The organism is Erwinia sp. PsM31, assembly GCF_030433775.1.
GTDB classification, from domain to species: domain Bacteria; phylum Pseudomonadota; class Gammaproteobacteria; order Enterobacterales; family Enterobacteriaceae; genus Erwinia; species Erwinia aeris.
Map to the genome: position 1 here is coordinate 1 of NZ_JARUWZ010000032.1, position 17,650 is coordinate 17,650.

General features: G+C 55.6%; 15 protein-coding genes, 1 tRNA gene and 2 pseudogenes. 16 read left to right on the top strand and 2 right to left on the bottom strand.

Going from position 1 to position 17,650, the window contains the following annotated elements; genetic code table 11:
* The 13 genes and pseudogenes from QCD69_RS19150 to QCD69_RS19210 form a co-directional block, all read left to right on the top strand.
* Positions 1 to 356: pseudogene (locus tag QCD69_RS19150) on the top strand (T6SS immunity protein Tli3 family protein); the annotation flags it as partial.
* Positions 346 to 723 carry a T6SS effector phospholipase Tle3 domain-containing protein gene (locus QCD69_RS19155; protein WP_301253180.1) on the top strand — a complete coding sequence of 126 codons (378 nt, stop codon included), beginning with the start codon at positions 346 to 348 and terminating at the stop codon, positions 721 to 723. The pseudogene QCD69_RS19150 and the gene QCD69_RS19155, both read left to right, overlap by 11 nt.
* Before the next feature lie 16 nt (positions 724 to 739).
* Positions 740 to 1,504: a T6SS immunity protein Tli3 family protein gene (locus QCD69_RS19160; protein ID WP_301253182.1), complete on the top strand. Its 765-nt coding sequence runs from the start codon at positions 740 to 742 to the stop codon at positions 1,502 to 1,504.
* A 52-nt stretch (positions 1,505 to 1,556) separates the two neighbouring features.
* Positions 1,557 to 3,551 carry a T6SS effector phospholipase Tle3 domain-containing protein gene (locus tag QCD69_RS19165; protein ID WP_441004989.1) on the top strand — a complete coding sequence of 665 codons (1,995 nt, stop codon included), beginning with the start codon at positions 1,557 to 1,559 and terminating at the stop codon, positions 3,549 to 3,551.
* A 431-nt stretch (positions 3,552 to 3,982) separates the two neighbouring features.
* Positions 3,983 to 5,737, top strand: a complete 1,755-nt coding sequence (tssF, locus tag QCD69_RS19170) for a type VI secretion system baseplate subunit TssF (RefSeq protein WP_301253213.1) — start codon at positions 3,983 to 3,985, stop codon at positions 5,735 to 5,737.
* Positions 5,701 to 6,786, top strand: coding sequence for a type VI secretion system baseplate subunit TssG (tssG, locus tag QCD69_RS19175; RefSeq protein WP_301253185.1), 1,086 nt, complete (start codon positions 5,701 to 5,703; stop codon positions 6,784 to 6,786). Before tssF ends, tssG begins: the two co-directional genes overlap by 37 nt.
* A complete protein-coding gene (gene tssJ / locus QCD69_RS19180; protein WP_301253187.1) occupies positions 6,764 to 7,300 on the top strand; it encodes a type VI secretion system lipoprotein TssJ in 537 nt (178 codons plus the stop codon). Before tssG ends, tssJ begins: the two co-directional genes overlap by 23 nt.
* Positions 7,300 to 7,755 (top strand): type VI secretion system baseplate subunit TssE, encoded by a 456-nt coding sequence (gene tssE / locus QCD69_RS19185; protein WP_253458563.1) that lies wholly within the window; start codon positions 7,300 to 7,302, stop codon positions 7,753 to 7,755. Before tssJ ends, tssE begins: the two co-directional genes overlap by 1 nt.
* A 58-nt stretch (positions 7,756 to 7,813) precedes the next feature.
* Positions 7,814 to 8,182, top strand: coding sequence for a DUF1283 domain-containing protein (locus QCD69_RS19190; RefSeq protein WP_301253189.1), 369 nt, complete (start codon positions 7,814 to 7,816; stop codon positions 8,180 to 8,182).
* Between the two features lie 94 nt (positions 8,183 to 8,276).
* Entirely contained in the window at positions 8,277 to 9,614 is a 1,338-nt protein-coding gene (locus tag QCD69_RS19195) for a VasL domain-containing protein (protein WP_301253190.1), read from the top strand.
* A 393-nt stretch (positions 9,615 to 10,007) separates the two neighbouring features.
* Positions 10,008 to 10,301, top strand: coding sequence for a type II toxin-antitoxin system TacA family antitoxin (locus QCD69_RS19200; RefSeq protein ID WP_301253191.1), 294 nt, complete (start codon positions 10,008 to 10,010; stop codon positions 10,299 to 10,301).
* Positions 10,298 to 10,786: a GNAT family N-acetyltransferase gene (locus QCD69_RS19205; RefSeq protein ID WP_301253193.1), complete on the top strand. Its 489-nt coding sequence runs from the start codon at positions 10,298 to 10,300 to the stop codon at positions 10,784 to 10,786. Before QCD69_RS19200 ends, QCD69_RS19205 begins: the two co-directional genes overlap by 4 nt.
* Positions 10,787 to 11,128: 342 nt before the next feature.
* Positions 11,129 to 11,236, top strand: a pseudogene (locus tag QCD69_RS19210) (helix-turn-helix domain-containing protein); the annotation flags it as partial.
* A 295-nt stretch (positions 11,237 to 11,531) separates the two neighbouring features.
* Here QCD69_RS19210 and QCD69_RS19215 read toward each other — a convergent pair.
* A tRNA-Phe gene (locus QCD69_RS19215) sits at positions 11,532 to 11,607 on the bottom strand.
* Between the two features lie 790 nt (positions 11,608 to 12,397).
* On the opposite strand from QCD69_RS19215, the gene QCD69_RS19220 reads away from it, so the two are divergent.
* Positions 12,398 to 14,542, top strand: a complete 2,145-nt coding sequence (locus QCD69_RS19220; protein ID WP_301253194.1) for an ornithine decarboxylase — start codon at positions 12,398 to 12,400, stop codon at positions 14,540 to 14,542.
* Positions 14,543 to 14,604: 62 nt separating this feature from the next.
* Here QCD69_RS19220 and QCD69_RS19225 read toward each other — a convergent pair whose 3' ends face one another.
* Positions 14,605 to 15,240 (bottom strand): TetR/AcrR family transcriptional regulator, encoded by a 636-nt coding sequence (locus QCD69_RS19225; protein WP_253458572.1) that lies wholly within the window; start codon positions 15,238 to 15,240, stop codon positions 14,605 to 14,607.
* 280 nt (positions 15,241 to 15,520) lie between these two features.
* Here QCD69_RS19225 and QCD69_RS19230 point away from each other — a divergent pair, with 280 nt between their 5' ends.
* Together QCD69_RS19230 and QCD69_RS19235 are read left to right on the top strand one after the other, a co-directional pair.
* Positions 15,521 to 16,741: a Tm-1-like ATP-binding domain-containing protein gene (locus tag QCD69_RS19230; protein ID WP_253458575.1), complete on the top strand. Its 1,221-nt coding sequence runs from the start codon at positions 15,521 to 15,523 to the stop codon at positions 16,739 to 16,741.
* A 2-nt stretch (positions 16,742 to 16,743) separates the two neighbouring features.
* Positions 16,744 to 17,571, top strand: coding sequence for a phosphoenolpyruvate hydrolase family protein (locus QCD69_RS19235; RefSeq protein ID WP_301253196.1), 828 nt, complete (start codon positions 16,744 to 16,746; stop codon positions 17,569 to 17,571).
* Positions 17,572 to 17,650: the final 79 nt, after the last annotated feature.

Consider the following 17,650-nt stretch of genomic DNA (forward strand, 5'->3'; position numbering starts at 1 on the left):
GTGGAAAAACATTGCATGGTGTGGGTTATGGATCAAATACCACATCCCCGACAGAAGCTACAAAAGATTACGATATGCTGGTGACGAATCAGGGGTTTTATATGATTTACTATCGAGGTGTTAACAGAATATATCCTGTAATAGATGGATGGGGTTTTAATGATAAATACTATTTCGGTGTACTTAAAATAGAGAGTGTCTATGATTTATTCAAGCCGGGTGAGCCGATTCCCGTGGGTGGGTTTTATAAAATAGATTTATCAAAATTCTATACTAAAAGTATAGATAAAAACATGCATTGCGATCGCACTTTGGAACCAAAACAGCCAGAAGGGAGCCGTCTTGATGAGCAATAGTCGGCTATTATCGCCTACGCGTAAGGTTGAGGTAAAACTAACTGATAATGGTGCGCCTTTTGCCTGCTCCATGACCTCCCATAAAAATATAAATATTAATGCCGAAGTACAGGTGCCGCTGCAATTACCCGGATTGATTATTTTTGTACATGGAGTCAACTCCGAGGGGGAGTGGTATGACTATGCGGAAAAGGCCTTATGTGACGGGTTAAACGAAAGGCTTGGACTTAAAGATAAATTTTCCCTTGTGGAAAATAAATATGATGCGGGGCGTTTAACTGAAGTAAGTCACAAAGAAAGCGGCTGGTCAGCCTGTGGAGCGGCGCACCGCCACGCCACAAAAAATCCTGAACCTGGATTTATATAAAAAGGAATTAACCACTGTGAATATTCTGACGAAAATGTCATGTTTGTTATCCGTTCTGTTAACCGTGCCGTTGTTAACCAGCTGCGTGACAGAGGGGGCCGCTTTTGGTCTCGGGGCCGGCTCACTGCATGAAACGGTGATGACCGAAAAAGACAGGAATGCACCGCCGCCGGTTTACGGGCCGCCGCAAATTATTTACCGTATTGATGATAATTGCTATTTCACCCTGGAAAATTATACCCGGTGTGAGAACGGGCAGACGTTTTATAATAATAAATTAAAAAACATCCACGTTCAGATTTCACCCTCATCAGGCTACTTATTTAAGGGTCGTTTTTTCTGGACTTCTACACGTGATGATTATTTGGCATTTCCTGTGACAAGAAATGACAACAAAGCCGCCTGTATGGGATCGGATAAAGGGTGTATGAATATCGTTGCGTTAACCACTGATGGGGGTAAAACGAAACGCTCGGTGACCTATGGTGGGTATACGCAGGATCCTAATGGGAATACCAAAAATTACGATATGCTGGTAACGAATGAGGGATTTTATATGATTAAATATGCTTTTCCTGAACGCTCACCAACCAGTGCTTACGCCTTAAAATGGACGTTTTATCCAGATGAGGAAGCGACTAACAACTCTTTTTATTCCGGAGCAACCGGCCCGGTTCATCAACCTACTCTGTCTATTGATGTTTCTCAGACTATCCAGGAAACGATGCAGTGCGATCGCCGCTTAGAGCCTGTGCAAAATAAGAGGGGGGTTGATGAGTAATAACAGAAGTTCACCTACAAGAAAAATTGATGTCCATCTGACAGATAATGGAATGCCTTTTGGCTACTCTATGACATCACATAAAAACATCAAAGTTAATGCCGAGCTTCAACTACCTTTGCAGTTGCCGGGGCTGATTATTTTTGTGCATGGAGTTAACTCAGAAGGAGAGTGGTATAACGACGCTGAAGAAGCATTATGTCAGGGTTTGAATCGTCGTTTAGGACTGGATGACAAAGATGAAAAATACAGGTTAAAAGAAAATCGTTATGCGGAAGGTTATATGGCGCCCTGTGATAAAAATGATTCAGGATGGGATGGTTGTTATGGCGATAGCGGAAAAAAAGGTGACATAAAACAAAAATGGATTGTCCCGCCGAGAAAGATAACGGAAGAGGGCCGCTCTCCCGTAATCCGCTTTTACTGGGGCTACCGGGCCGCCGAAGGAAAGGAAGACGACTATGCTATTCCGCTGAAAAATAAGCGCGGCGATAACTACTACGAGCTCACGCCGGAAGAGAGAAAGAGCAGGGGGCCTTTTTTCTGGGGAGGCGGCCCCTTCCAGAACGGCTGCAACCAGCTGGTCAGCCTGTGGAGCGGGGCCGGGTTTGACAACTGGATTTCTTTACTGGGAGTGCCGGTCCCGTTCAGCACGCAGCTGATGAACGGCGAGCGCGACCGCCTGCTGACCCGGGCGCCGCCGCGCAGCTACTACGCTCACGCCGCCGGCCGCCTGGCAAATCTGATAAAACAAATCCGCCGCGCCCACCCGGAAGACACGGTGACGGTGCTGTCGCACAGCCAGGGGACGATGGTGGCGCTGGCGGCGGCGGCCATCGAGGCGCCGGACGCGCTGTTTGTGATGAACTCGCCCTACGCGCTGGATAATGAGCCGACCACCTACGTTTCCTATCCGCCTGACGAAATTATCACGCCGGAGGCGCGCGAGGCGACCTTTGCCGGTATTGTGAAAAAGGTGGCGGAGAACAGGGGCCGGCTGCGGGGGCAAAACGCCGGCGGCCTGCTGGCGGGCGCGTGCTGCGACGGGGAAAGCTGGACGCCGGCGGGGAAAACGTTTAACGGGCTGCCGGAGCGGGACAACCACGGCAGCACCTTTATCTACTGCAATCCGCACGACCGCGTTATGGGTTCGTCGCCGCTGCGGAGCATTGGCTGGCAGGGATTGCCCAACACCCGGGAGAGCGGCTATACAGCCCCCCATCCGCTGTTCAGGCAGGCCGGAGACACGCTGTACGTGCGCATGATGGCGCGCAACATCCCCTGCGGCGGCGAGCCCGACCCGGCCACGCGCTTCGGCGACCCGGGCGACGGCAGGCCGTTCTGGGACAGCACGACCACGGTGATGCAGAAGCTGACGTGGCCGGCGCCGGAGCGGGCGCAGAGGCTGAACATAAACGCGCCGCGGGTGCCGGTTCCGCTTACGGCAGAGGAGCTGAAGGACTTTGACAGGGACTACCGCAGCACGGAAAAGCAGAGCGGCCCGACGGGATATGGCTACGGGCAAGTTGATATTGATACGGTCCAGGATGGAGATACACGTACAGGGCAGCCCGTCGATGCGGACTACCGTTACTACATCTCCCTGTACGGCTACTTTGACCGGAAAATGCAGCGTAAGCCGGCGTCGGGCTACTATCAGCCGGGTCCGGGTTCAAAAGAGCAGCGGATACGGCACGAAAAACAGTCTTATGAGGAAATGCGGGAGGAGGTGCGCACATACGTGCTGCGCCCGACCGACCACAGCACGCTGCCGATAAATAAGGACTTTATGAGCCGGGTGGTGGCCTATGACCTGCCGGTGGGGTTCTGCTGGCATTCATGGGACAGGGCGGCGCTGGCGGAACTACGCAGGCAGGCGGACTGGCTGGAGAGCGACGACTATTACCACAGCGGCAGGCTGAGCATACCGCCGATGCCGCCGCTGATCCGCAGGGACACGCCGTTTGACCTGGTGGCAAAACGGGCCGGTGCGCGGGCGGAGATAGAGAAGATGAATGCGGCGGTCCGTCAGGCGAAGGACAAATGACGTTATGAGAAATACAGCTACGAATGCCGGAAAACGGAATCTACTCAAGTTTTCGATTAAATATGACGACGGATGTCCACTGAACCTTAATATCTTATTGATACTAAGAGACAGAAGCGTAGCAAAGATTTGTGATAAGGGAGAAAAGAAAAGCGGCACAGGATGGCGATCTGACCATCAGGCCGCGCAGGATACGCTCATATCAGGCACTAAAATTAGCGATAGCGGGGCTGCTCGCCGCCCGGGAAAGCACACGCGTTATCACTGAGAAAAACCAGCAGGCCAGGGCCGCTCTGGCGCGCCACCTGCATGAGTCGACTATCGACTTCATCGGCTAGTCATTCACACCCTTCTTTTTTACCGGCTTTTTTCCTCTACCGCGCTTTTTAAGGCGGCCTGAAGGAGATCCGCCAAAGTTGAGATTTATCTTCATGGACGACTTAACCCTACGTTATTACGACGCGGAAATGCGTTACCTGCTTGAAGCGGGTGAAGAGTTCGCTCGCGCTCACCCGGATCGCGCGGCGCTGCTGAATCTGGATAAAGCGGACGCTCGCGATCCTTATGTGGAGCGCCTGTTCGAGGGCTTCGCCTTTATGATGGGCCGCCTGCGCGAGAAGCTTGATGACGATCTGCCCGAGCTGACGGAAGGGCTGGTCACGCTGCTGTGGCCGCACTACTTACGGACTATTCCGTCAATGTCGATAGTAGAGTTCAGCCCCGACTGGCGCGAAATGAAAGAAAAAATAGCCATCGCGAAGGGGTTTGAAATCCTCTCGCGGCCCATTGGCGAGAAAGCGACCCGCTGTCGCTACACCACGACTCAGCAGATCGGCCTGCAACCGCTGGCACTGGAGGAGGCCGCGCTTTCAACCGATGCGGAAGGGCGATCGGTGGTGTGCCTGCGTTTTGCCTGTAGCAGCCTGGCCGACTGGAGCCGGGTCGATCTCAGCCTGATCCCGTTCTATTTTAACGCTGACGCGCCGCTGGCCTGCGCGATGCATGAAGCCTTTACCTTAAACACCGCCAGTATTTGGCTGCGCCTGCCGGGAGAGCCGGAGCGTCGCCCGCTGGACGCGCGCTTTACCGCGCTGGGGTTTGGCGAGCAAGACGGGCTGTGGCCGAAAGGCGAAAGCAGCTTCAGCGGCTACCAGCTGCTGCTGGAGTACTTTACCTTCCGGGAAAAATTTATGTTCACCGGCCTGCGCGGTCTGGAGAGCGTGACGCTGCCTGCCGCACTGGCATGGTTTGAAATCGAGGTAGTGCTGGCGCGGCGCTGGGAGCACGATTTCACCTTCAGCGAGAAGCACCTGCGGCTGCATTGCGCGCCGGTCATCAATCTTTTTCCGCTGGAGTCCGACCCGCTGACGCTGAACTCGCTTCAGACCGAGTATCTGCTGCGTCCTATGCGCGTGCAGGATGGCCATACCGAAATTTATTCCGTCGATTCGGTGATCTCCTCCGGGCGGCATGCCTACGTGCCGTTTTCCAGCTTCCGCCACAAGGGCGGCATGATGCGTCACGAAGCGCCGGAATATTACTACCATACCCGCGTGCGGCGCGGCGCGTCCGGGCTGCATAACACCTGGCTTATCCTCGGCGGGGAAGCTTTTGATAATCATACCGTGCCGGATGATGAAAGCCTGTCGCTGACGCTTACCGGCACCAACGGCCAGCTGCCGCGCCGCGCGTTGCAGAGCACGGTGCTGGATACCGCGATGAAGACCAGTTCGGCAAAGGTGGACGTGCGCAACCTCTGTGCGCCCACGCTGCCCTGTTATCCGCCGGATCGCGACCGTTTTCACTGGCGCGTGCTGAGCCATCTCGGCAGCAATTTTCTGTCAATGATGGACAATGCCGACGTGCTGCGCGGTACGCTGGCGCTGTACGAGTGGACCGGCAGCGAGATGAATCGCCGCCGTCTGGAAGCGATTGTCGATGTCAGCCACAGCGAAATCGAGCGCTTTGAACAAGGCCATTTGCTGCGGGGCGTGCAGATTGACGTCACGCTCGACAGCCACGGCTTTGCCGGCCACGGCGATATCTGTCTGTTTGGCGAAATGCTCAGTCACTTCTTCGCGCTGTATACCGATATCTATCTGTTTAATCGACTGGTTATCATTCTGAACCCCACCGGAGAACGCCTGCAATGGGAAGAGAAACACAACCGCCGCATTCCCGGTTAAGCCCGCGTCTGGAAGCGGAGCTGACGCGGATAAACTTTTATCGCTTCTGTCAGCTGCTGGAAAAACAGCACCCGGAACGACCACCGCTCGGCAGCTCCAGCCGTCCGCAGGATGATGCGGTGCGCTTTACCCCGTGGCCGGGGATGGGGTTTCCCGCCAGCGAGCTGAAAAGCGTTGAATACAGTGAAGACGATGCCACGGCCGCACCCAAAATACGGACCACGTTTATGGGCATGTACGGCGTGGATTCACCGCTGCCCTCCAGCTATCTGGACGATATTACCCAGCGCAGGGAAGGGCATGAGGCGCTCCAGGCATTTCTCGATATTTTCAGCCACCGCATCCTGACGCAGTTCTATCGCATCTGGCGTAAATACTCCTATCCGGCCACCTTTGAGCCAGGCGGCACGGACGCTATTTCCCAGTCGCTGCTGGGGTTGGTCGGGCTGGGCATTCCCGGCACCGCCAGCCATATCGCCACGCCGGTTTCTCGCTTTCTGGCGCTGCTGGGCGTACTGCGGCAGCCTGCAAAAACCCAGGAAGGGATCCAGGCGCTGGTTCGCCTGCTGGCCCCGGAAACCCGCGCCAGCGTCAGCCCCTACAGCCTGCGACCGGTGGAAATCAGCCAGCCGCTCGGTTTTTACGGCGAGGATGATTTCCTGCTGGACGGTAATACGCCGCTGGGTGACGAAGTTATGGATACCAGCAGCCAGCTGCTGATTGAGCTGATAACCGACAGCAAAAGCGAAACCCAGGGCTGGATGCCGGACGGTCAGCTGTATCAGGACTTTCTGGTGATGCTGCGCGTTTACCTGGGCTGGCGCTTTAAGGCAAAAATTCGTCTGACCGTCAGCACGGCGCTGCTGCGCGTAGCCCCTCTTGGCGAAGCGCCGTTCCGGCTGGGCATGAGCGGCGTACTGGGCGTGGAAGGGGATGAGATCCCCAGCGACGTGCCGCAAACTTTTACCATTGAATCCGGCCGCTATCAGGGGCTGTCTTCTTCCGTCTCCGTACAAGGAAATCAGCGTGTTACCTACCAATTCAATTAAATCCGCCCGCTGGCTACTGCCGTTACTGGCCGCCAGCCTGACCGGCTGCGGACTGACGCAAAGCGTCACCGACGGCACCCGCTCGGCGGTGTCCGCCATTTTTTATAAACAAATAAAGGTGCTGCATCTCGATTTTACCAGTCGGGAAGCGCTGAATACTGATACGCGCGAAAGCCACAGCGCGCCTCAGTCCGTGGTGATACGCGTCTATCAGCTTCGCGACCGTAAAGTCTTCGATAAGCTGGTTTATCAGCAGCTGGTCACTGAAGGCGATACCTTGCTGAGTAGCGACCTGCTCGCCAGCCGGGATGTGATCCTGACTCCCGGCGGCGCGGTCAACCTGGATATGCCGATGGAACCGGAGGCGAAGTTCGTCGCGGTGGTGGGGTTATTCCGCCAGCCGGATCTGACTAAAAATAACTGGAAGCAGGTGCTGGCGCGTGAAGCGCTGGACGCGGATAACGCTCGCGTGCTGGAAGCGGGCGATAACAGTCTTTCCCTCAAGGAGAAATAATGCCGCACTCACATAACGCTCCCTCGCTGTATGAAATGCTTTACGGCAACTTCAGCGGCGGGCTGGATCTGCACGATATCAGCGAAGAGAACCAGGTCATTCTTTCCGTGCTCGATAATATGCAGCGTATTCTCAACTGCCGCGCCGGAACGCTGGCGCATCTGCCCGGTTACGGCCTGCCGGATATGAGCAAAATCCTTCAGGGAATGCCCGGCACGGCGCACCAGCTGATGACCACGCTGTCCGAGGTATTGCTCCGCTACGAGCCGCGCCTGAACAGCATTCAGGTAACGCTGCTGCCGCAGGCCATGCCCGGCGAGCTGCGCTATGGCATTGATGCCGAGCTGAAAGGGATTGGCCTGGTGCGTTACGGCACCGAATTTCTGCCGGAAGGCAAGGTGCTGATCCGCCATATGAAACAGCAGCAGTATCTCGATCGGCAATCCATCCTCTGAACCAGAGAACGGAGGCGTACCTATCCCTTTTACGTTCCGCATTCGACAAGGAGTCCGAATGAACCTTTACGCTGGTACAGCACTGTTAATCTGCACAATTTTAAGTACATCTGCTTTAGCCCATTCGGGCCGGACAAATGCTGAAGGTTGTCACACCAACCGTAAAACAGGCGAGTATCACTGCCACGGTAGTTCGCGCCAGCAAGCGGACTATCACGGACAAGATCCACAAACGGCGCGCCCTGTGAAAAAGAAAGCGACGCCGAAAAAACACGCTGCCAGCGTGGTACAGCCTGATGAGCGTGCGGTCACGCCGCCGCCCGACCCTCGGGTACAGTGCATAAACAGCAAAAACCTTAATGCCTATTGGGAACCTGTCACCCGGCGCTGCCTGGACAGGACGACAGGAAGAGACGCCGCGGGCTGACTATCAGGCCGTCCGCCTGGATCAAAATCTGTTAACCAATCACGAGCCTGTTGCTTTATCTCAGACGCCTTTTTTTTCGAAGTTGAAACCTCTTATGACTACTTTATCCGAACGCTACCTGAAAACCGGCGGCGACCCACGCACGCTGCCGGATTACGCCGCCCTGCGCGACGAGCTGGGCAAGCTGTCCCATCCGGCACGCCCGGACGTTAACTGGCAACACGTAGAAAAACTCAGCCTCGCGCTGTTTGAGCACAACGGCGTAGAGCTGCAAACGGCGGCCTGGTACACGCTGGCGCGCGCGCAGCTGGCCGGACTGGCCGGGCTGAACGAAGGGCTGGCTATCCTGGAGGCGCTTATCACTCATCAATGGGGAAACCTTTGGCCGTCGCAGGTTCATGCGCGAGTGGAGATCCTCAGCGCGCTTAGCCGTCGCGTGCAGCAATGGATGCGCAAGCTTCCCGCCAGTTACAGCGACCTCAGCCAGCTTTACCTTGCCGAACAGCAGCTCAAACGGCTTAACGAGGTGTTACAACGCCTTGAGCTGCGGAATCTGAGCCAGTTCGACGCGCTGGCAGCGCTGATGCACACCAGCGCGGTGCGGCTGGAAAACAGCGATGCCGCCACGGGCGATAATCCTGTTTCCGCGCCAGCCGTAGCATTACCTGCCGCCGCGCAGTCTGTTGCTGAGATGGTGCCCGGCGCGGCGCGGTGGATCTATGTGGCGCAGCCCACGTCCAACTTTGAGGTGACGACGGCACCGCCGAAGACCCGCCGCTGGCAACCTTTTGTCGCCGGAATGCTTACCATGCTGGTGGCGGGATGTATGGGGCAATGGGCATGGTATAGCCTGCATCGTACGGACCCGCTGGTGGCACAGCTAAAGGCATCGCTGACGCCATTACCGCTGCCGCTTTCCACAGCGCAGATAAACAGCCTGAAGCAGGATGGTGCGCTGTCGCAAAACGTCCTGCGGGATACTCAGCAGCAGTTGGCACATATTAGCGGCCTTGCACCGGACTGGTCGCTGAATTACGGGCAGCAGCTGATAGACCTGGCGCTGGCAGCCAGCCCGGAGGAGGCGCGCGGTATAGCAACGGAATGGCAGCAGCAAGTAAAAGCGGCGGCGCTGCCTGAAGAGGCGATGGGCGGCTGGCAGCAGGGAATGGAGCAGCTACAGCAGCTAACTTTAAAGCTGAATGCGCTCGACGGGCAGCGCGGTAAATATATGACGGTCAGCGAGCTGAAGTCGGTGGTGTATAACGCCACCCAGGCGTTTAACCGCTCGGTGCCGGCCGAAGAACAGCTGCGTCTTTACTCGCTCAGCCAGTCAGATATCCAGCGACGGCAGGCGGAAAGGGCGCTGGCGCAGTTGCAGGCTCGCTATTTTTTGTTGAAGCAGGAGGCAGAAAAGGCCAGGGCGGATAAATAAGTGGCGTTCAGCCTGTCATGATTTTTTGTCAGATTTTGACGTCAGGACGGTACGCGCGCAGGGCGCCGATCGGAAAGGGAACGCAAACTTAGCGGGATACAGAAACGAAAAACGGACCTCTTGGGAGGTCCGTTCTTACAAATAGGGTGCCCGGACTCGGGAACATTCAATTACTTACCAATTTGATTTCAATGATAAATCTTTTTTCTATTTCCAGCCAAGACCCAGAGGTTGACCCTCATTTCTGCTTGTAAATCATAATGGTGGTTTAAAATACGTAGAAAATCGTTTGGTTCGATACTCCGGTTCGATTCCTTCTGGATTTACCGTAATGACATCTGCGTTACGCATGTTGTATACTTTATATCCACAGAAACACAAGAGGACAACATCATGCCAACCGCAAACAGCATGGCGATAAAACGCGAAACCCTGAACCTGCGCATCAAGCCCGCTGAGCGCGATCTTATCGATCGGGCTGCAAAAGCCAGAGGGAAAAACCGCACAGACTTTGTGCTGGAGGCCGCCCGCGCCGCCGCAGAAGAGGCGTTGATCGAGCAACGCATCATCATGGCCGATCCGCAGGCTTATCAGGCATTTCTGACCCGTCTGGATCAGGCTCCCGCGCCAAACGCCGCACTGCGTAAAACCATGCAGACCCCTGCGCCGTGGGAACAGGAAAAATGATCTCCGCACCTGAACCGCTTCATGCCGGGCATATTCTTACCCCGTTTTGCTGCGGTGTGGATTCTATGGATAACTGGCTGAAACAGCGGGCGATGAAAAATCAGACCACTGGCGCGTCCCGTACCTTTGTGTGTTGTGGCAGCGATTCTAACGTACTGGCGTATTACTCGCTGGCGTCCAGCGCGGTAACGACAAACACTGCCCCCGGTCGCTTTCGTCGCAATATGCCCGATCCGATCCCCGTTGTGGTACTGGGGCGTCTGGCGGTGGATAAATCACTGCACGGGCAGGGCGTCGGACGGGCGCTGGTGAGGGATGCCGGGTTACGGGTGATTCAGGTGGCGGAAACTATCGGTATTCGCGGGATGCTGGTTCACGCCCTGTCGGATGAAGCGCGGGAGTTTTACCTGCGGGTGGGGTTTGAGCCGTCGCCGATAGAGCCGATGATGTTGATGGTGACGTTGGGGGATTTGGTTCATGCTTGATTGGCATTATTTGGAGCCAATAAAATGGTAGTGTTTTGAATTAAATCATCAATGATATATTGTTTTGAGGCTGCTTCTGCCTTCGTTGCTGGATCCGATCCCGGAGCACATGATGGACAGCCTGACAGTTGATATACTCCCCACCTGCCCAACGAGTTTCGTTCCTGAATGTACTGAACTTTGCCACTACCGCCTTGCTCTGACGCAGATGCTGGTACCGTAAATCCGAAATTACCCTGGCTACCTGCTGTACGATCTGAACCACTTTTTCTCTAATAAAATCAACGATCCGCGCTGGTTGCGCATCACCGACGGCGTGAAATTTATTGACGAGGTGGCAGCATAAGGCAACCGGATTGGCATCCTGCCGACATCATCGCAGCGTTGAGAAAGCAGGGGGCTTTGCTTTCCGCCGTTTCCTGCAACTCAGGGCTGGCGTCCTCCACGTTGCCAAAGCGGTATTCGAATTGTCAGAGTTTAGAGCCGTTGAGTTTAATCAGCAGGTAAAGGTCCTGCGCGTCGCGAGTTTGTGAGGTTTATCGAGCGGTTTTGTATTGAGGATGGTGGCATCGGTGAGTGGCATGGCGGGGCTCCGAGGTTTATCAAACCAACAGGCCTTCAATTAAGCCGCAAAAATTCTGGATGTAAAAAAACCTGAAAGAGCTTTTCAGCGCCATCAGGTTTCTTTAACTTACTGATTTTATAACGTTTCAGGACTTATATGAACGCCATGAAACTAAATTAGTGGTGCCCGGACTCGGAATCGAACCAAGGACACGGGGATTTTCAATCCCCTGCTCTACCGACTGAGCTATCCGGGCAACGAGGCGCATTAAACAGGAGTCGCGGAAAACCGTCAACGGCTTTATGCACAAAAGCGAACTGTTTGCACTCTTTTCCATCAATCCGGCTGGATTTGCGCCGCTTTGGCACTATTGCCCGCAATTGTCTGCTGCAAACCGTCGCGCTCGCGAGCTACCTTTTCTGGTTAGTTACATCATACTAAAGACTGATTTGCTCGCCGTTCTGCACAGCTTTGCAAGCCAGGCATTCCTGATGAGGCTTTGTCGCCAAGGAAGATGGCTAATAAACGGGGCAGGGCAGCGAAAGCACACGTCGGGCAAATGCTGTCAGTTCGTAAAGTCAAAACTACCGAAAACTGCTGAATATGTTTGCATTTTCAGTGCATAATCACCAAAAAAATCAGCGTAAAAGAGGTGTGGTAAAAAATAACCATATGAAATATATATATTTATTTCAAAAAGGCTATATAGGGGTAATGCTTTTTGCGTCTTGAACATCAAAATAAAAGATGCGATTATTACCCCGTTTTCCGCTCCGCGAGGCCGCCATCATGCAAGCTCTGCTGCACTATCGCTATCATCTGATGTCGCGCCGCCGATCCCATTTTCTTCTGTTATCCACGCCGCTCGCCATGCGGTGAGGCTCTGCCTGCTTCACGGTTAGCCATGAGTAAAACCCGCCGCGCGCGGAGTTTACTGATGTCTGTCGGTCGAAGCTGACCCTACTGACGCTTTCGTGGGGTAAAGGCCGCGCCTTTCCCCGTTGCTGTGCCTCCGGCACCCTTATCCTTGCCCTGGGATTTGCGTAATGACACCACTTAAAATTGCAGCCAGCACCACCGTGGCGATCCACCTTCAGACCGGTCGCGAAGTCGTGACGCTGGAAAAAACCGACTTCACGGACGTGGCGGCAATCGTGCTCTCCGTGGCCGACTCGCGCAGCGGGACGCTGGCGCTGCTGCGCCATACCGGTTTTAACCTGCCCGTATTTATCTCGCTTGACGATTTGGCCCAGGCGGAAGATCTGCCGGAAGTCACCGGCGTGCTGACGGGCGAAGAGGACGATGCCGCCAGGCTGGAGGCCGCCGCCGCCGACTATCAGGCAAAGCTGCTGCCGCCGTTTTTCAACACGCTGACCAAATACGTGGCAATGGATAACCGCACCTTTGCCTGTCCGGGCCACCAGGGCGGCGCGTTTTTTAAAAAGCATCCGGCCGGACGTCAGTTTTATGATTTCTTCGGCGAGAACATTTTTCGCGCCGATATGTGCAATGCCGATGTGAAACTGGGCGATCTGCTTATTCACGAGGGATCGGCCAAGCATGCCCAGAAATTCGCAGCAAAAGTTTTTAACGCGGATAAGACCTACTTTGTGCTGAACGGCACCTCCAGCGCCAATAAGGTCGTAACCAACGCGCTGCTGACCAGAGGCGATCTGGTACTGTTCGATCGCAACAACCACAAATCCAACCATCATGGCGCGCTGATCCAGGCGGGCGCGACGCCGGTTTATCTGGAAACGGCGCGTAACCCGTTTGGTTTTATCGGCGGTATCGATGCGCACTGTTTTGAAGAGAAGTGGCTGCGGGAGCAAATAGCCGCCGTCGCGCCGGATCGCGCCAACCAGCCGCGTCCTTTCCGGCTGGCGATTATCCAGCTTGGCACCTATGACGGCACGGTTTATAACGCGCGTAAGGTTATCGACAGCATCGGCCACCTTTGCGACTACATCCTGTTTGATTCCGCCTGGGTAGGCTACGAGCAGTTTATTCCGGTGATGGAAGCCTGCTCGCCGCTGCTGCTGGAACTTAATGAGCACGATCCGGGCATTTTCGTCACCCAGTCGGTACACAAACAGCAGGCTGGCTTTTCGCAAACCTCCCAGATCCATAAAAAGGATAACCACCTTCGCGGCCAGCGGCGTTTTTGCAGCCACAAGCGGCTTAATAATGCTTTTATGCTGCACGCCTCAACCAGTCCTTTTTATCCGCTGTTCGCCGCGCTCGACGTTAATGCCAAAATGCACCAGGGCGAAGCCGGACGACGTTTGTGGCACGAGTGCGTCATGCTGGGGATTGAAGCGCGCAAGGCTATCCTCGCGAAGTGCGAGATGATCCGGCCTTTTATCCCTGACGAAGTGGACGGCGAGCGCTGGCAGGATGCGTCGACGGCCGCTATTGCCGCCGACAGCCGCTACTTCAGCTTTGCGCCGCGCGCCGCCTGGCATGGCTTTGCCGGCTACGCAAAAGATCAGTATCTGATCGATCCCTGCAAGCTGCTGCTGACCACGCCGGGCATTGATGCCGCCAGCGGTGAATATGCTGATTTCGGCATTCCGGCGACGATCCTGGCCAACTACCTGCGTGAAAACGGCGTGGTGCCGGAAAAATGCGATCTGAACTCCATTCTTTTCCTGCTGACGCCCGCCGAAAGCATGGAGAAAATGGCGCATCTGGTGGCGAAGCTGGCGCAGTTTGAGCAGCATATCCGCGAGGACGCGCTGCTGCGCGACGTGCTGCCGACTATTTACCGCAAAAACGCCGCGCGCTACGAAGGCTATACACTGCGCCGCCTCTGTCTGGAGATGCACCAGCTGTATGTCGGTAACGAGGTAAAAGATCTTCAGAAGGCGATGTTCCGCCAGCAGAGCCTGCCGAAGGTGGCGATGAACCCTCAGGACGCTAACATTGAATTTATACGCGGCAACGTCGAGCTGGTGCCCATTGCAGAGGCGGAAGGGCGTATCGCTGCGGAAGGCGCGCTGCCTTATCCGCCGGGCGTGCTCTGCGTGGTGCCGGGCGAGGTTTGGGGCGGGGCGGCGCAGCGTTATTTCCTTGCGCTGGAGAAAGGGCTAAACGGCTTGCCGGGTTTTTCACCGGAGCTACAGGGCGTGTATGTGGAAACGGACGAAAACGGCGTGAAGCGCCTGATGGGCTATATGCTTAGCCGCTAAGCCAGCGATCCCGCGCCGCTAAGGTCGCGGGATAAGCCCCTTTTGTCGCACGGTAGCGCCGCTCAGTTAGCCTGTAGCGCGGCGTCTTCCCGCGCCTGACGCATAATGGCCCTGGCGATCCACTTGCCGATATCCTGAAGTTGGTCGTTATCGCAGCCCCAGATATCCTTCATCACCAGAAAAATCTCCGAGCCGTAGACCAGCGACAGGGACTTAATCACCCGATCGACAATCTCCGGCGGCAGCTCGTCGTTCAGCGGCTCCAGCACGTGCTGCAACAGCGCCTTGCGGTTTCCCCTTACCAGCTTTTCTCTGTCCGGCTTGTCGCTGGACTGCGACTGTGCCCACTGGGTCAGAGAAAGGTGCAGCGCCGCGCGCAGCGTGCCTTCATGCTCCAACATGCGCGGAAAAGCGAACGTCAGCAGCTCGTCAATACGGTCGCTGGCTTCTTCACGAGTCGGGCGCCAGCTTTTAATCGGGCTGAGCGTCTCCGTAACGATGGCGGAAACCAGCGCGCTCTGCGTTGGAAAATAGCGATAGGCCGTTGCGCGAGAAAGCTGAGCTTCCTGCGCGACTTCGGTAATGGACGGGAACGCGCCGCTGTCAAAAAGCCGCATAGCGGTCTCGATCAGTAAACGACGTGTTCTTGCGCGTGTGGCGGTCAGCTTTACAACCCCAGCGGAATCCCTTTGCTCCACATTAACCTCATTTTGTTAAATCTGCCTGATATTCAAGCGATTGAAGACGGCAGCGCGTAAAGGGCGTTCCCATTCGCTGGCGTCTGCAGGACAGGTTTTGTTATTAAGCATAGCCAACATCCTTGTGAGACACTTATTCCATTCAATTGATTTATCATTGACGATAGTGATACTGTTATCTCAACAAATTGAAAGTAAAAAACTCTCAATCTCTATTTACTGTTTTATTGCTTCTTTATCAAGTCTTTATTCTGTCTGATAACAGGGTGTTGTTACGACTATGACTATTAATCGTGGTTTTGTTTACGCCGTCGCAACGGCTGATACTAAAGGAAGGGAACTGTTTTATGTCAGCGACTGCCTGCGCAAGGCGGGCGTTGACGTCGTCACAGTTGACCTGTCAACTCAACCAGTTAGTACGCCTTCCACCGCTGATTTTCCGCCGGAGCTGGTCGCCGATTTTCATCCGGACGGGCGTGAAGCCGTGTTCTGCGGCGACCGCGGCAGGGCCATTAACGCGATGGCGCAGGCGTTTAAAATTTTCCTTAGCCAACGTCAGGATCTGCTTGGGGTTATCGGCCTCGGCGGCTCGGGCGGTACGGCGTTGATTACGCCAGCGATGCAGGCCTTACCGATCGGCGTGCCGAAGGTAATGGTTTCGACGATGGCTTCCGGCGACGTTTCCGGCTACGTTGGCGCCAGCGATATCAGCATGGTCTATTCGGTCACCGATGTCTCCGGCCTTAACCGTATCTCGCGTCGCGTGCTGGGCAATGCGGCCCATCAAATCGCCGGTGCGGTGCTTTTTCCCATAGAGAAAGACAGTAACGACAAGCCCGCGCTGGGCCTGACCATGTTCGGCGTCACCACGCCCTGTATTCAGACGGTCAGCGCCATGCTGGAAGAGCATTACGACTGCCTGGTGTTTCATGCCACCGGCAGCGGCGGCAAGGCGATGGAAAAGCTGACCGACAGCGGGATGCTGAGCGGCCTGCTGGATTTAACCACCACCGAAGTCTGCGACTACCTGTTTGGCGGCGTGCTGGCCTGCGATGAAACGCGTTTTGACGCCGTAGCCAACAGCCGCGTTCCCTGCGTAATTTCCTGCGGCGCGCTGGATATGGTCAACTTTGGTCATCCTTCCGGCGTGCCGGAGAAATATGCCGACCGGCTTTTCTATCACCATAACGCGCAGGTTACGCTGATGCGCACCACGCCGGAAGAGAACGCGACGATGGCGAAATGGATAGCGGATAAGCTTAATCGTTGCGAAGGCGACATCGTGTTTTTGATCCCGGAAGGCGGGTTTTCCGCGCTGGACGCGCCGGGCCAGGCTTTCTGGTCGCCGGAAGCGCGCGCCGCCTTTATCAGCACGCTGGAGGCGAACGTCAAACAGACCAGCCGCCGCGTTATTCGTCGCCTGCCGTTTAATATCAACGATCCGCAATTTGCGCTGGCGGCGGTCAGAGAGTTTCGCCAGCTGATCGAAAAGGAGTGCTGAACATGGCTTTTACCCGTCAGGAGATACTGACAAAATTTAACGCGATGATTGCGCGCGGCGAACCGATTATCGGCGGCGGAGCCGGTACCGGGCTTTCCGCGAAATGCGAAGAGGCGGGCGGCATAGACCTGATCGTTATCTACAATTCAGGGCGCTACCGTATGGCCGGGCGTGGTTCGCTGGCCGGCCTGCTGGCCTACGGCAACGCTAATGAGATCGTAGTGGATATGGCAAAAGAAGTGCTGCCGGTAGTGAAGAACACGCCGGTGCTGGCGGGCGTCAACGGCACCGATCCCTTCTGCCATTTTGATAAGTTTCTGGACGATCTCAAGGCGATGGGATTCGCCGGCGTGCAAAATTTTCCCACGGTAGGGCTGATTGATGGCAACTTCCGCGCCAACCTGGAAGAAACCGGCATGGGCTATGGGCTGGAAGTCGATATGATCCGGCTGGCGGCACAAAAAGAGATGCTGACCACGCCTTATGTTTTCAGCACGGAAAATGCTGTAGCGATGACGGAAGCGGGCGCGGATATTATCGTGGCGCATATGGGACTGACCACCGGCGGCAACATCGGCGCGGAAACCGCACTGAAGCTGGCCGACTGCGTGCCGTTAATCAACGAATGGGCGGCAGCCGCGAAGAAAGTGCGTAAAGAGGTCATTGTACTTTGTCACGGCGGGCCGATTTCCACGCCGGAAGACGCGAAGTATATCCTCAGCCAGTGCCCACAGTGCGACGGTTTTTACGGTGCCAGCTCCATGGAGCGGTTGCCGACCGAAGTTGCGCTGACGGAAACCACCAAGCGGTTTAAAAATATCAGCCGCTAAGGCTGGAAGCGGACGGATCCTCGGATCCGTCCGCTTTACTCTTTTGCAGAAGTCAGCCTGCGCGCTATTCGCTTTATCC

Bases quoted from the DNA above. Each gene is read 5' to 3' on its own strand.
- QCD69_RS19155 (WP_301253180.1), top strand. From the start codon at position 346: ATGAGCAATAGTCGGCTATTATCGCCTACGCGTAAGGTTGAGGTAAAA.
- QCD69_RS19165 (WP_441004989.1), top strand. From the start codon at position 1,557: ATGCCTTTTGGCTACTCTATGACATCACATAAAAACATCAAAGTTAAT.
- tssF (WP_301253213.1), top strand. From the start codon at position 3,983: ATGGACGACTTAACCCTACGTTATTACGACGCGGAAATGCGTTACCTG.
- tssG (WP_301253185.1), top strand. From the start codon at position 5,701: ATGGGAAGAGAAACACAACCGCCGCATTCCCGGTTAAGCCCGCGTCTG.
- tssE (WP_253458563.1), top strand. From the start codon at position 7,300: ATGCCGCACTCACATAACGCTCCCTCGCTGTATGAAATGCTTTACGGC.
- QCD69_RS19190 (WP_301253189.1), top strand. From the start codon at position 7,814: ATGAACCTTTACGCTGGTACAGCACTGTTAATCTGCACAATTTTAAGT.
- QCD69_RS19195 (WP_301253190.1), top strand. From the start codon at position 8,277: ATGACTACTTTATCCGAACGCTACCTGAAAACCGGCGGCGACCCACGC.
- QCD69_RS19200 (WP_301253191.1), top strand. From the start codon at position 10,008: ATGCCAACCGCAAACAGCATGGCGATAAAACGCGAAACCCTGAACCTG.
- QCD69_RS19205 (WP_301253193.1), top strand. From the start codon at position 10,298: ATGATCTCCGCACCTGAACCGCTTCATGCCGGGCATATTCTTACCCCG.
- QCD69_RS19220 (WP_301253194.1), top strand. From the start codon at position 12,398: ATGACACCACTTAAAATTGCAGCCAGCACCACCGTGGCGATCCACCTT.
- QCD69_RS19230 (WP_253458575.1), top strand. From the start codon at position 15,521: ATGACTATTAATCGTGGTTTTGTTTACGCCGTCGCAACGGCTGATACT.
- QCD69_RS19235 (WP_301253196.1), top strand. From the start codon at position 16,744: ATGGCTTTTACCCGTCAGGAGATACTGACAAAATTTAACGCGATGATT.